Origin of the sequence: Pseudoalteromonas sp. Z9A4, assembly GCF_011378845.1 — a bacterium.
GTDB lineage: Bacteria > Pseudomonadota > Gammaproteobacteria > Enterobacterales > Alteromonadaceae > Pseudoalteromonas > Pseudoalteromonas arctica.
On the sequence record NZ_WTLA01000023.1, the window covers coordinates 34,335 to 47,600 of the forward strand.

Below are 13,266 nucleotides of genomic sequence, written 5' to 3' on the forward strand. Positions count from 1 at the left end.
GTTTGGGCTTAATCGTTAGGACTAGGGAGCTAAATTTAATTATTTTGCAAGTAAGCTGTTTAATTCATTAATAATTGAATGAATGCGCTCTGCATTTTTTCCTAAATCACTACGCCCTACTCGCGACTTACTACGAATATCAACAAAACGTTGGCTGCCTTCATCTTTAATACGAATTACCACATCGTCTTTAAAACCAAACCACGTTGTTGTATCGGTAGCTTCCACAATACCTGTAGCCGTATTTGCACTTACCAATGCAAAGCCAAGATTTTTAACTGCTTGTTCGCTTGCTGTCATTAAATCGGCTTTAGATTGTGCAAAGCTTATCGTTACCAGCTCCGGGTATGCTTTGCGTTGCTGTACTGCCGTTTCTTCACCCGCGTATTCTACTGGGTTAGATGCATTTGCACGTAGTGGTGCAATTGCTACAAATTTTGGTGGATTAACTAAATCAGTTGAAATGTCATGAATTGCCGGTACACCTTCAGCCTTGTTCATCATATTAAGTGGCATAGCAATAGCCACAACCGAAAATACAAGTGCAATAACACCACTGCTTAGCGTTAACGTTTTACGCATAAATAACGCTTGTACTATAAGTAGCACCAATGCAGCGCCACCAGCATAAACGCCAAATTTAAACCCCGTAAACGCAACACCTAATTCTACAATACCAAATTTATACAAAGGCCCTGGCAGTATGACGAGTAAAAAAGCGATTAAACTAACTAAGCTCACTAAAACTTTCATTTTATGATTCCTATATTGTGTGTGATTTTTATTATTAAAACAGATAAGCACTATTAACCAGTAGCTTATACTACTAACAAGTGCTTTTAGATTACTATTAGCGACTAATTACACAAAAAAGTCCAATGTTGTGTGATCAAAGTTACTCAAGTTTGGAAAAATATCAACAAGTTCAGAGCTTGGCACACCAAACCACTGAGCCAATGTGGCAAAGTACTGCTCATTAGCAACACTTGGAATTAAACGCCCGCCACCGGTATCTTGTGGGCCATCCAAATGTTGAGTTAGTAGCTCGCCATATATATTGCCGCCTTTTACTGCGCCGCCCATTACTATTTGGTTTCCTGCCCAACCATGGTCAGTGCCATCGCCATTTGAGGTCAACGTGCGACCAAAATCAGACATAGTAAACGCAGTCACTTTATCTGCCATATCAAGCTCTTTCATCGCGCTATCAAATTCACTTAACCCTTGAGCTAACGTATTTAATAAAGCTGGGTGCGTTGTTAATTGGTTATCGTGCGTATCATACCCCCCCATGGAAACAAAAAACACTTGGCGCTGAGTGCTCAATTTTGCCTGTACGCTAATTGTTTTAGCGACTGCTGCAAATTGCTCACTAAGACTATTATCGCTAAATGGGGTAATAAGTGCAGGCGCGCTTTCTAACGCGCTGTTCATTGCTTGAGTGTTATTTATCGCACTTGTTAAGCCATTGGCATAAGCTGTACTTAACGGATGGCTCGTATTGCCTAGTAAGCGGTTCATAATAGAAGTTACGTGCTCGCTACGAGGTTGATACCCTCCAAACGCGTTAATACTACTAATGCCACTTTTGTTAAGCGCAAATGCATTGCTAGCACTTCCCGTTTGCCATAAATTAGTACCGTCGAGTGATACATTAGCTGCAAACTCATCTTGTAGCTCTAAACGTTCTAAAAGTCGTGCGCCCCAACCACTATTAAGTGATTGTTTTTCTCGACCATACATCCATGCAGCTTGCTGATCGTTATGCGAGAACAAATGCTTAGGCAAACCTATTGTTTTATTTTTATAGTCACTCAATGTTGTGGGAGCGAGTAAAGTACCTACCCCACCTATAAATGCTAAATTTTGAGATTCAAACACATTTTGTATAGGTTCAAGTGAGGGATGAATACCGACTCCACCGGCAAACTGGCTTTTAATACTTAACTCAAGTGGGCTCTCTACAGCCAGGTTCTGCCTACTTTTCTCGTAAACACTACGTTGTTCGCCTTCAAGCGGAACTAGCATATTTAACGAATCATTCCCTCCATATAAATACACACACACTAATGCTTTGTAATCTCCTAGCTCAACTGCATTAGTCGCTCCAGTTAATGCTTGTAATTGCAGGCTCGTTAACGCGGCAGCCGATACACTGCCTTTTACACATAACGACAAAAACTCTCTTCTATTAATGCTCATTATGCGCTCCTAATACTGCACGTTAAATTCAGGTGAAATAGCAATCATATATAATAAATACGAAACCCGTTCACGGTATTGCTCTTCATTAAAATAGGCATCTAAATCAAGTAACGCTTGGCGCGTGTCACTGCTCATTGCGCCTGCAAAATATAACGTGTTGTACTGAGCTAATAGCGCGCTAACACCGTTTTTCTCTAAAAAATTCATGTCGTCTTGAACATAAATATAAATACTATTTGAATTTAAATCACTGCGCGCTTCTGCGGTACTCCAAACTAAACTTGCGTAAAGCGCGTTCATGGTACCAATCAGTGTTGCGTCGTTTGCTATTTGTAATTCTGGTGCAACAATACCTTCATTTCGCAAAGCTGCGGTTTGATAATCAGGCCTAAAAAAGTTAAATACCGAAGCCGATTGCATGGGTCCTTGTCCGTAGCTATTTATTAAATTCCATGTTTTATAATAACCCGCTGGCGATTTAGCATCGAGATTTCGCCAAAACTGTACAGTTTTTAAAATAGGCTCTTTAATTTTACCTTGGTAATTAAGCACTGAGCCAAAATGCCGCGCTTCATCATCTAAATATATAGCCTTTACTACAGCCGCTAAATCGCCGCGTACACCGGCGCCATTATCAATAAATACATTAGCTACTCGTTCAACGTATTGGGGGGTTGGATTTGACGTAATTAATCGCTGAATAAGCTGTTTGCTAATAAACGGCGCAACATTTTGATGGTTAAATAAGTTATCGAGGGCTATTTGCAATGACTCTTCTGCTGCATAACCTTGTGGTATAACCTCACCGTTTAGTAAGGTTTTTTGTTTACTAGAGTGGTACTCGTCAAATGCTTCCATTGGCTTAATATAGTCACGACTTTTACGCTTAAATGTTTCACTATCGGCAAACGTCCAACCTGTAAATACGCGTGCAAAACCCTCTATTTCTACCTGTCCGTAAGTGGCAATAGTATTACCTTGTGCATCAAGCTTGGCGCTGCCATCTAGATTTAGTTCTTCAAGGCCAATAGTAAATAACTGCATTACTTCACGTGCGTAATTTTCGTCTGGGCGAATATTAAGTGTATCGTCTGCTTTTTCGTTACCCAAATGGCTTAAGTAAGTCCCCATAATAGGCGAAAGCGTCACATCTTCAAGTAAGTCACGATAATTACCAAAGGCATGCTTTAGTAATAAATCGTAATAAGTGATCATGCCCTCAGGTTGGCCTCTTAAGGCACTATTTTCATCCGACACCACTAATATTTCACTTAACGCAAACGCAACACGTTGACGAAGTTGATCGTCACTTTGCATTACTGCTTTCCACCATGCATCTATGCGGCTTATGTATTTAAAGTCGTCATCGTCATTTAGCTTTACTAAATAATCACGGTGATAATTAATAGATAGCGCTATTTGTTTATCAAGCCATTGCTGCTCGCTTAAACCTTGTGCGTTTTGTATTTCACTAAGCTTAGGCCCCATTGTTGCTTGGTGTAGTAACCGTGCGGCGCTAATCTCATCCATATTATTGCGCGCTATAAAGCTCAGCGTTTTTACACTGCTTGCCCCTTCGTTATCGGTTGCTGTGACCGAAAAAGCGTAATTAACAGGCTTATAACTTTGCGCATTTAGCAGTGTTACTGAGGTGGTTACTGCCTCTAAAGGCCCGCTAATTAGTTCAGGCCCTTGCGTTTGTTGCCATACAACCGATGTAATAGTGCCGTCTTTATCACTGGCTGTTGCTGTTAGCTCAATTGTTTGGCCTTTACTTAATTCACTAGGAATATCAGCGACTGACAAAATGGGGATTTTATTTCCGTTAACGGTTGGCGTATCATCTGAGCCTGAACCACCGCAAGCGCTTAGTATAAAAACAGTGCTTGCGATCAGAGCAAATTTATAATGCATGTAAAGTCGTCATCATTTGTTAATTAAAGTACGTTAGTGTGTACCGAGTTTGATGCATTTATTGAAACACAAAATTTACAATTTAACTCTTTATTTTTTGTAACCGAATCATGAACGCCCCATTAATAATGCACTAGCTGCAGGGGTAAACAGCCAGAGCTTTATTATTTATGAAAACAGAAATTCGCTATTGTTTTGAATCTTCACAAGTTGCTAACCGGTTTTTACACGAGCTGAAAGATTGGCCGGTTAACGATGTAAAAACACGACTTTTTAATGGCGGCGATAGTGTAAAAGTAACATACGAATACGACGAAAGTGGTTTTGATTACACTTGCGCCGAACTTGATGACCTAGCACAAGGCCATGGCGGGAAAGAGGTTTAACAGGCAGTAACATAAAAGTAGCGCCTATTCTTATAATAAAAGCCAAGATCATGCCGATACTCTGCATTTAGCTGTATAGGGTGCTTTACAAAAATTAACTACCATAAAAAATAGCTATGTATGAATAGCCTTACTGTATAAAAGCGCCATTGGTACAGTGCTTCAATGGCGTAAAATTATATTTTTAGATAGAAAAAAACTGAAACTATTTCGCTACCGAAACTTTCGATGAAGATGAACTCGCAAGATCCAGTACTTCATAATAATTTAAGCCATCAATTTTTTTACCAATAATAAAGTAATTCATTTCGTTCATCATGGTCGGGTCGCCCAAAACATCTTCTGCGCTTTGCACCTCAGAAAATTGAATTGTAATTAAGGCGCCTATAAAGCGCATTAAATCTTGAGATTTTAATGTCTTTAAAACTTTATTAACTCCCGCCTGAGTTGACTCAGGTGTAGAGCCATCAAATCTAAAATCACTTTTTGTACTAGCGCATGCACTAAGCATTAATATTGATAGTGCGATAAGTAAATGTTTCATATATATCCTTATTTGTTATTCGTGATACTTGCGGATCATCGCCACCTTGCCGTTTTCAATTTCAATCACTTCCATCATTGTGGAGGTGTATTCTATTGGCTGCTTACTTTGCGGGTGAATGCCCTTTGCATGACTCTTATAACGAATAGCAAAGCCTGTATCATTAAACACAAATGTATTAAGCAGTGTGCTTTCAAACAACGTGTGCGCACCTAAGTAAAAACTCATACCTTTGCGCATCTGCTCTTTGCCATCAGGAGTACGTAAGTCATCCGGTTGATACGGAATATGCTGATTACCAATATCATCGGTTAACAATGCAAGATAAGCCTCAAGCTCTTTAATACCTGCGTTAGGTGCTTGTGTGGCGGTCATTGTTTTATGGTACTGCTGCGCAAACGCGTTTAAGTCGAGTGGCTTTTCAGCATACGCCGAAAAAGCAGTTACTAGAGCCAAGCCTAACGTTAAAAGTAACCTCATTGACTATTCCCTGTAGCTAAAAATATTTTATAGGTACATTACATTAGTAAGTTCAATAATCAAACAAAATCAGTTTTAAGTGAATTATCACCTACATTTTGCTCTTTACTCTGTTGGTTGCAACGCTGTTGGCAGGATCGTCTGGCCAAAAATGTTTAGGGTAGCGGCCTTTCATTTCCTTTTGCACGTCGCGGTAACTGCTAGCCCAAAAGTGCGCTAAATCTTGAGTAAGTTGCAGTGAGCGTTTACCCGGCGATAGCAACTCCATAAGCAGTGGCAATTTACCGTTGGCAAGCATAGGCGTACTGGTCAAGCCGTAAACTTCTTGCATACGCACGCTTAGCTTTGCGGGGCCGTCAAGTTGGTATTCTATTTTTATATTTGAGCCACTGGGCACTGTTAAGCGCAGTGGTAACAGTGCTTTTAAAGCTGTTTGGTGTTGCCAATCAAAACAGTTTTGTAATGCCTCAAGGTAGTTAAACTTTTTAAGCTGTGTGAGGGTTTTAATATCTTCTAAAAACACGCCTAGCCACTGCGCTGCATTTTGAATAAGTTGTTGCTCATTTATTTGTGGGAATTTATCAGGCATTAAATTACTTGCTAAGCTCATACGTATCAGCAATTGCTGCGCATCAGGTTGCTCGTTAAATAATGCAAAGCCATGTTTAGCAAATAAGCTAAGCCACGCTTTAGCACGCTCGCCCTTATCTAATTTTTGTTTACTAGGCTGGCTGGTGAGCGTTATAGCACCAAGCTTTACTTCATCTTGATGAATAAAACGTGCTGATTTTTCGTCAAACTCACAGCGAGTAAGTTCACTAAATAAATGCGGTAAAAATTCTTGTAACTCAAATGGGTTAAGCGCGGTGGCAGCAAATATACGCCCTCCTTTGTGCCCGCCCATGGTTGCTATAGCTAAGTAATCGTCGTTGTGCCAGTAATCGGCATTTAACTCAGCACCTGCACCGTTGGCAAGTAGGTAACCATTACCGCGTTTTTTAGCAATACGATCTGGGTATGCCAATGCCACTAGCAAACTAATATAATGCGTATTTAATTCGCTGTTTTCGTCTTTTACTTTTAAGCGGCTTTGCCAATATTTTAACTGTTGTTTAAATACCGGATGCGGACGTTGCTGTTGGCTATGCAGCGCTAAACTCAACTCGTTTGGACTATTTACTCGGCTCTCAAGTAATGCCACTAAATAAATAGCAAGGCGATAAGTACCAGGGAGTTGGTCATCAAGTATTTGGGCTTTTAGTAGCATATGCGCCAAACGAATATCAGCACCAAAACCTAACATTTTACTGCCAAGCGGTGTGAGCTTACCTTTGCTATCAATAGCTTCTAGCATGTTAAGCAGGTTACTTGCCTGCTCGCATTGTTGCTCAGTGGGCTTATCGAGCAAGGTTAGCTCATCAATACTGGCTCCCCATTGCTTTGCCTCAAGCATAAGTTGGCTTATGTCTGATGTGAGTATTTCGGGATTGTCGTGGCTATTACGTCGTTCAAAAGTTTGCTTTGAGCCAATTCGATAAACAATGCCCGGCTCTATTCGCCCTGCACGCCCTGCACGCTGCACAGCAGATGAGCGCGATATACTTTGTGTTGTGAGCTCAGTAACCCCTGTTTTTAAATTAAAGGTCGCTGCACGGCGCTTGCCGCTGTCAATTACAATGCGTATACCTTCAATGGTTAAACTGGTTTCGGCTACATTGGTGGTAAGCACTACTTTGCGCATGCCATTTGGCGCGGGAGCAATAGCGGCTTGCTGATTGGATTTATCTTGCTCGCCAAATAGCGTTGCGACTATAAAGTTACTGGATAGATCGCTCAGTGCTTGTTGCACACGTAGTATCTCAAATTGCCCAGGTAAAAATACCAATGTGCTACCTGTTTGCTCATTAAGTGCTTGTTTTATTATGCTAGGAATTGCATCAAGCCAGCGGCTTTCATCTTTTATGGGTATGTATACTTCGTCTATTGGGTAGCTACGACCGCTCGATTGAATTACAGGGCAGTCAAAAAACGCTGTATAACGCTCAGTATCAAGAGTTGCCGACATAAGCATTATGGTTAAATCTTCGCGCAGTGCACTTTGGGTCTCGAGCGCAAAGGCAAGTGAGGTATCGGCTGCAATTGAACGCTCATGAAATTCATCAAATATCAGTAAATCTATATCGCTTAATTCAGGGTCGTTTTGCAGCATGCGTGTAAGCATACCTTCGGTGACTATTTCGAGGCGCGTATTAGCGCTTACTTTACTCTCGCCCCTAATCCGCAAACCTACACTTTGCCCAACACTTTCGTTTTGGCACTTTGCTAAGTAACTGGCAATATTACGCGCGGCTAAACGGCGTGGCTCTAGCATTACAATACGTTTAAAATGCCCGTCGCGCATTAGTTGCAGCGGCAACCACGTAGATTTACCCGCACCAGGTGGCGCTTGTAATAACGTAATAGGATTACTTTGCAATGTAGTAACGAGTTGTTGATATATGTCTTGAACCGGCAGCACAGCTATTTACTCTAAATTACTTTGCAGGCATTGTAACAAAAAAAGGTATCAGTAGAGGGGGAATAAATTAAAACAAGCTAGTATAAAATGACTCTAAACTATTTGTAAAGTTGACGGATATAAGCTTGGCTAACCATCTCATCCAATACTTTCTCTTCTTGTTTATTAGCATAGGTTTGTTTAATCGAAACTCTATTTTTTACTATTCCTTCAATTCCTTTATTGAAGGTCATTTGCTTTAAACAAGCTTGTTGCTGTCGCAGCTCATCCTGTTGAGAATCCTTCAAGCGTGTACTTTGTTGATTAGACAAACCACTAAGGATCCCTTTCATTCCAGATAGGTTTTGTAAACTAATAGCTGATTTCATCTGCCTGCTTTTGTCCATACTATTAATATGCAATTGCAGTTGAGCTAAACGTTGCTGTTCTTCTAAACTTTTTAACTGCAATTGAGTTTGTTTAGCGAGCATAAGATCGAGTTTATCTTTTTGTATAACTAGGTACTTATTTAACATTCAACTTACTCATCACTTCATTTAATTGTATGCATGATTGAACAAAATCTACTTTTTCATTAAGACCTTGGCACAAAAATGATTCAATTTCAGGGTAAAGTGCAACAGCACTATCAAGCTCAGGATCTTTACCCGCTTGATAAGCACCCAGTGGAATTAGCTCATGCACTTGCATATACCGACTGTATAATTTTTTTAACTTATAGCAGTATTCAAGTTGTTCTGGTGTAACAATATTGGGCATAACACGGCTAATAGATGCCCCTATATTTATTGCTGGGTAATGACCTTTTTCAGCTAATGTTCGATCAAGCACTATATGGCCGTCGAGTATTGCGCGAGCATTATCGGCAATTGGATCTTGTTGATCATCTCCCTCAGCAAGTACGGTATAAATCGCCGTCATTGACCCTTTGCTTTTTTCGCTATTACCTGAGCTCTCAACAAGTTGTGTAAGCTTGCTAAATACTGAAGGTGGATAACCTTTTGAAGCTGGTAATTCACCTACTGATAAACCAATCTCACGTTGAGCCTGTGCATACCTCGTTAGAGAATCCATTAACAACAATACATTTAAATCTTTATCTCTAAAAAAAGCAGCAAGACGATGACTTAATTCTGCAGCTTTAATACGCAATAAAGGCGAATCATCCGCTGGGGAAGCAATAACAATCGCCTTTTTTAAGCCTTCTTTACCTAAACTTTGTTCAATGAACTCTTTAACTTCCCAGCCACGCTCACCAACAAGGCTCACGATAACAACATCAGCCGATGTATATCGTGTCATCATACCTAAAAGCTTACTTTTACCAACACCAGAGCCTGCAAATAAACCTAACCGCTGCCCTTTTCCAACACTAAATAAACTATTTATTGCTCTTATGCCAACATCTAAAGGCTCGGTTACACCTTTACGCTCTAAGGGTGTTAGTGAATAATCTTTCGGTAATTTAGATAAATTAACGGTCTCGTCTTTATCTAAATCGCCTAAGTTGTCGATTGGTTGCATTTGCGCATCAACAACACGGCCAAGTAGCTTTTCAGAAATAGCGACTGTAGAAACTTTAGCAGCAGGACGTACTCGCCCCCCAGAGCATAAATTTTGCGCCTTTTTCAAAGGCATCAAGTACGCTTCGTCTTGGTGAAAACCAATAACCTCTGCGTCATACCAAACCCCATCCACGCTCTCAACTTGGTACTTTTCACCAATAGCAAATTGGCCGCCTGTGGCAGTTAAAGTTAAACCATTAACTCGAATGAGGCGACCATAGCTTTGAATCAAAGGGGGTGCTGTGAGTATATTTAAGGCTGATTTTAAACGGGAATTTAAATCACTGTTCATCTGAATCATTTCTTAATATTTCAGGGATAATAGTATCGAGCAAACTTTGTAAACGCTGAGAAAAAGAAAAACTATGTGTTTGTTGTTCAGCAATTAACTCAACGTCTCCAGAGATAAGTTCATCATCAAATTGAATCGGTATTGCAAAGTTTTTTAATACAGCTGAATCTAACCATTCTTTATCCGCTGAAGAAAAAATGATCTTTGTGACAACATCTCTATCTGAAAGAAGTTCTATCGCTTTTTCTACTAATCCCAACCTTATTTCAGGCTGTATTTTAAGCTCATTATCAATGACAAACTCAGCCAGCTTAGTAATTATTTGAGTAATGTCATTTTTTAAATCAGTAGAAAGTGCCAATAGTTCGTTATTAGTTTTTTCAAAAATCACATTAAAATGATCTACTAATATTTTTTTTTCAGACTCTAGGCGTTCATTGACCGAGGTTTCAACCTTAGTCTCAACTTGTTGTTCCAAATTATTTTGCTTATCTAACGCGCCTTGCTCGAGCCCTTTTTCATATCCACTTTGCCAACCCGCACGTTCAGCAGCTTCCAAACGCTCATGGAGGTTTTTTTGCTGCTCTATTTTGTTTAAAACAGGAAAACGAAATGTTTCAGTCATAATTATCCTGCTGTTTCTTCTTGATACAAGCGGTATTCTATTTCCCCTCGCTTAGTCATATCTCTTACTATTGACATGATCTCTTTTCGGGCTGCTCTAACTTTGCTTACAGGCTGAGATGTCAAACCTTCAATCTGCTGCTGGTAAACTTGAGCCAGTCGCTTAGGTAATGAACCTAAAACTCTCTCAAGAAGCTCACTCTCAGCACCTTTTAGTGACATAACCCATAACTCATCCGGAATATCATTTAACAACTGAGTTAATGTCTCATCTGTTTGTTTCGCCAAACTATCGAAGTCATACATTTTCTCTTGAACTTCGTCAGCAACAGTACTGTTGTGCTTTTTCATCATTTCGATAATTTGACTCTTATTACCGTTATAACGATTCATAATTTCAACAGCTTTATCTACGCCGTTAACTTGAGCTCCAACTTGGCGCCCAACGAATTCAATACATGCCTCTAGAGTTAAACGAACATCATCAATTACATGCTCGCTAACTTCCCTTAAGCTGGCAATCCTATAAAGTAAATCGTCATGCTTCGATTCAGGGAATAAAGCGATAATGGCAGATGCTTGCTCTGGCGGTAAAAAAGCTAAAAATAAAGCCTGCATTTGTACATGCTCTTGTTCAAGAAAACGAACAATAAGCTCAGGAGGGATCCACTCTAGACGACGTAAATCATCGTTCATAGCTCCACCATAAATATCATCAAGCATTGTTTTTGCTAATTTCCTACCTACAGCTTTATCTAATGCTTTTTCTAGATAAGCTCTAGATGCGCCATTAACACCACTTTCATTTCGGTAGCAATCAAAAAACTCACCTAAGGTAGAGGCAACTTCTTTTTGAGTAACGTTAGAAATTTTAGCCATTCTTTCTGAGATAGCCTGAACTTCCCTGCGACCTAGCTTGCGAATAACACTGGCTGCATTTTCTTCGCCCATGCTTAACAATAAAATTGCAGCTCTGTCTAATGCCGGTAACGGTGTTACCTTATCAAGCTTTTCTTGATTCAATTTCAACCCCTTGCTCTACCCAATATTTTATCACTGATGTTACACGCTCTGTCTCTCTACTCGCTAAAAGCTGCATGTGAGCAATCTGCTCTTCAAAATCATTACCTATTTGAGGAAGTGATATTGCCGAGTGTTCAACGCTTGCATCTTTTGAGCCTAAACTATTTACTTTTGCACTAGAGCTAATTGCATCATCTAGTGGAGTACTTTGTCTGTCTGTAACATCGTTAGGTCTAACATTATTTGAGTCTTGAGTTGACGCTGCTAATTCAGATGCACTCTTTCCTTTAATCAAGTGGTTAACTAAAGGACGAACACCAAATAGAATAAGTAAAATACTAATTAATGTACCGAAAATATAGCGAGCATATTCTCTGAATTCCGGCATTTGCCACCATTCAAGCCCTTCACCAGGGGCTAATACTTTTTCTTGCACAAACGCAAAGCTAGTTATATTAAACTGATCCCCTCTAGCCTCGTTATAACCAGTAGCCTTTTTAACCATTTCACCTAATGATGCTAAACGTTCATCTGTCCAACCTGCATCTTCTAGAGATGCACCTTCATTAATAAGTACAGACAAGCTCATCGATTTAACTCGACCTACTTCAAATTGTGTATGAGTAACAGAACGTCCATTTTCAAATTGTCGATTACTCTCACTTCTTTGTGAAGTTCGCTCATTATCCTCTCCCTCTACTTGCGCATTTGGCACAGGAGGCTCATTTGCCAGAGAGCCAGGAATACCAGCTGCAAATTGGTCTAAGGTAGTATCTGACTTTACAAATTCTTGTTTTAACACATTTTGAGGATCGACGAGCTCTTTTGTTTCCTCTACTACACTAAAATCTACATCTGTGGAAACTTGAATTCTAAAGTTATTCTCACCCAATATAGGCAACAACATTATTGATGCTCTTTGCTCAATATTTCGCTCAACCTTCTGCGTAAATGCTAACTTTTTATCTGTTTCTTTACCAACTGGAGTGTTATCAAATAAATCTCCACTTAATAGTTCACCTCGTTGGTCTACTACAGAAACGGATTTAGGTTCTAAACCAGGAACACTGCCAATAACTAAGGCAATAATAGCTTCGACTTGACCAGGTTTTAACTCATGCCCCGGTGCCAAATCAACCATCACAGACGCTGCAGTTTTTTGTTCGGTACGACCGACAAATAGACTACGTTTAGGGACGGCCAAATGTATTCTAGCGTTTCGGACACCTTGCATATTAATGATTGTTCGAGCGAGTTCCCCCTCTAATGCATGCTGATACTGCATTGATTCTATAAACTGACTAGTTCCCATTGAAACTTTATCACTAATGTTTTCCATACCTTCTGGCATAGAAGCTTTTATACCTCTTGCAGCAAGAGTAATTCTTGCATCAGCCAACTTTTCTTGTGGAACTAAAATATTGCCGCTATCGGTATCAATTCGAAATGTTATTTCTTCAGTATCTAAAATCTCAAGAATATTAGCTTTATCATAACTCTCTTGGTTACCGTAAAGAGGTACGTAATTTTTTGCTGATGTCCATAATATTAATACGATTGTCGCTGCTACAAGCGTTGCTAATAATGCTATTGTTGCAATACTTCTATCACTACCAGCATTGAAGTTTAATTTATTAGAGAAGTTCACGACTTTTTCTTTTAGCTTCATGTCGTTGTTATCTAATTCTGGAACTTTAGTTAATTCGCCCTTCATC

12 protein-coding genes are annotated in these 13,266 nt (G+C 39.8%); 1 reads left to right on the top strand and 11 read right to left on the bottom strand.

Annotated elements, in window-relative coordinates:
• Positions 1-39 precede the first annotated feature (39 nt).
• The 3 genes from GQR54_RS15200 to GQR54_RS15210 form a co-directional block, all read right to left on the bottom strand.
• Complete coding sequence (locus tag GQR54_RS15200) at positions 40-753, bottom strand: DUF1499 domain-containing protein (protein WP_166378710.1); 714 nt, start codon at positions 751-753, stop codon at positions 40-42.
• 108 nt (positions 754-861) lie between these two features.
• Positions 862-2,202, bottom strand: coding sequence for a DUF1501 domain-containing protein (locus GQR54_RS15205; RefSeq protein ID WP_166378712.1), 1,341 nt, complete (start codon positions 2,200-2,202; stop codon positions 862-864).
• A 9-nt stretch (positions 2,203-2,211) separates the two neighbouring features.
• Positions 2,212-4,119 (bottom strand): DUF1800 domain-containing protein, encoded by a 1,908-nt coding sequence (locus tag GQR54_RS15210; RefSeq protein ID WP_166378714.1) that lies wholly within the window; start codon positions 4,117-4,119, stop codon positions 2,212-2,214.
• Between the two features lie 170 nt (positions 4,120-4,289).
• On the opposite strand from GQR54_RS15210, the gene GQR54_RS15215 reads away from it, so the two are divergent.
• The gene (locus tag GQR54_RS15215) at positions 4,290-4,505 is read left to right on the top strand and encodes a hypothetical protein (protein ID WP_166378716.1); all 216 of its coding nucleotides are present in this window, start codon (positions 4,290-4,292) and stop codon (positions 4,503-4,505) included.
• Between the two features lie 205 nt (positions 4,506-4,710).
• Here GQR54_RS15215 and GQR54_RS15220 read toward each other — a convergent pair whose 3' ends face one another.
• The 8 genes from GQR54_RS15220 to fliF all read right to left on the bottom strand — a co-directional run bounded on the left by GQR54_RS15220 (position 4,711) and on the right by fliF (position 13,265).
• A complete protein-coding gene (locus GQR54_RS15220) occupies positions 4,711-5,049 on the bottom strand; it encodes a hypothetical protein (protein WP_166378718.1) in 339 nt (112 codons plus the stop codon).
• Between the two features lie 15 nt (positions 5,050-5,064).
• Positions 5,065-5,529 carry a nuclear transport factor 2 family protein gene (locus GQR54_RS15225; protein ID WP_024589261.1) on the bottom strand — a complete coding sequence of 155 codons (465 nt, stop codon included), beginning with the start codon at positions 5,527-5,529 and terminating at the stop codon, positions 5,065-5,067.
• 91 nt (positions 5,530-5,620) lie between these two features.
• Positions 5,621-8,047, bottom strand: a complete 2,427-nt coding sequence (gene hrpB / locus GQR54_RS15230) for an ATP-dependent helicase HrpB (protein ID WP_166378720.1) — start codon at positions 8,045-8,047, stop codon at positions 5,621-5,623.
• 98 nt (positions 8,048-8,145) lie between these two features.
• Positions 8,146-8,562 (bottom strand): hypothetical protein, encoded by a 417-nt coding sequence (locus GQR54_RS15235; RefSeq protein WP_166378722.1) that lies wholly within the window; start codon positions 8,560-8,562, stop codon positions 8,146-8,148.
• Positions 8,552-9,904: a FliI/YscN family ATPase gene (locus GQR54_RS15240; protein ID WP_166378724.1), complete on the bottom strand. Its 1,353-nt coding sequence runs from the start codon at positions 9,902-9,904 to the stop codon at positions 8,552-8,554. The genes GQR54_RS15235 and GQR54_RS15240 overlap by 11 nt, the downstream gene beginning before the upstream one ends.
• Positions 9,894-10,529, bottom strand: coding sequence for a FliH/SctL family protein (locus tag GQR54_RS15245; protein ID WP_166378726.1), 636 nt, complete (start codon positions 10,527-10,529; stop codon positions 9,894-9,896). Before GQR54_RS15245 ends, GQR54_RS15240 begins: the two co-directional genes overlap by 11 nt.
• A gap of 2 nt (positions 10,530-10,531) precedes the next feature.
• Positions 10,532-11,551, bottom strand: coding sequence for a FliG C-terminal domain-containing protein (locus GQR54_RS15250; protein ID WP_166378728.1), 1,020 nt, complete (start codon positions 11,549-11,551; stop codon positions 10,532-10,534).
• A complete protein-coding gene (gene fliF / locus GQR54_RS15255) occupies positions 11,532-13,265 on the bottom strand; it encodes a flagellar basal-body MS-ring/collar protein FliF (RefSeq protein WP_166378730.1) in 1,734 nt (577 codons plus the stop codon). The genes GQR54_RS15250 and fliF overlap by 20 nt, the downstream gene beginning before the upstream one ends.
• Between the last annotated feature and the right edge of the window lies 1 nt (position 13,266).

Coding starts and splice junctions, on each gene's coding strand:
- fliF (WP_166378730.1), bottom strand. CDS start 13,265: ATGAAGGGCGAATTAACTAAAGTTCCAGAATTAGATAACAACGACATG.
- GQR54_RS15205 (WP_166378712.1), bottom strand. CDS start 2,202: ATGAGCATTAATAGAAGAGAGTTTTTGTCGTTATGTGTAAAAGGCAGT.
- GQR54_RS15200 (WP_166378710.1), bottom strand. CDS start 753: ATGAAAGTTTTAGTGAGCTTAGTTAGTTTAATCGCTTTTTTACTCGTC.
- GQR54_RS15210 (WP_166378714.1), bottom strand. CDS start 4,119: ATGCATTATAAATTTGCTCTGATCGCAAGCACTGTTTTTATACTAAGC.
- GQR54_RS15220 (WP_166378718.1), bottom strand. CDS start 5,049: ATGAAACATTTACTTATCGCACTATCAATATTAATGCTTAGTGCATGC.
- GQR54_RS15225 (WP_024589261.1), bottom strand. CDS start 5,529: ATGAGGTTACTTTTAACGTTAGGCTTGGCTCTAGTAACTGCTTTTTCG.
- GQR54_RS15240 (WP_166378724.1), bottom strand. CDS start 9,904: ATGAACAGTGATTTAAATTCCCGTTTAAAATCAGCCTTAAATATACTC.
- GQR54_RS15245 (WP_166378726.1), bottom strand. CDS start 10,529: ATGACTGAAACATTTCGTTTTCCTGTTTTAAACAAAATAGAGCAGCAA.
- GQR54_RS15235 (WP_166378722.1), bottom strand. CDS start 8,562: ATGTTAAATAAGTACCTAGTTATACAAAAAGATAAACTCGATCTTATG.
- GQR54_RS15215 (WP_166378716.1), top strand. CDS start 4,290: ATGAAAACAGAAATTCGCTATTGTTTTGAATCTTCACAAGTTGCTAAC.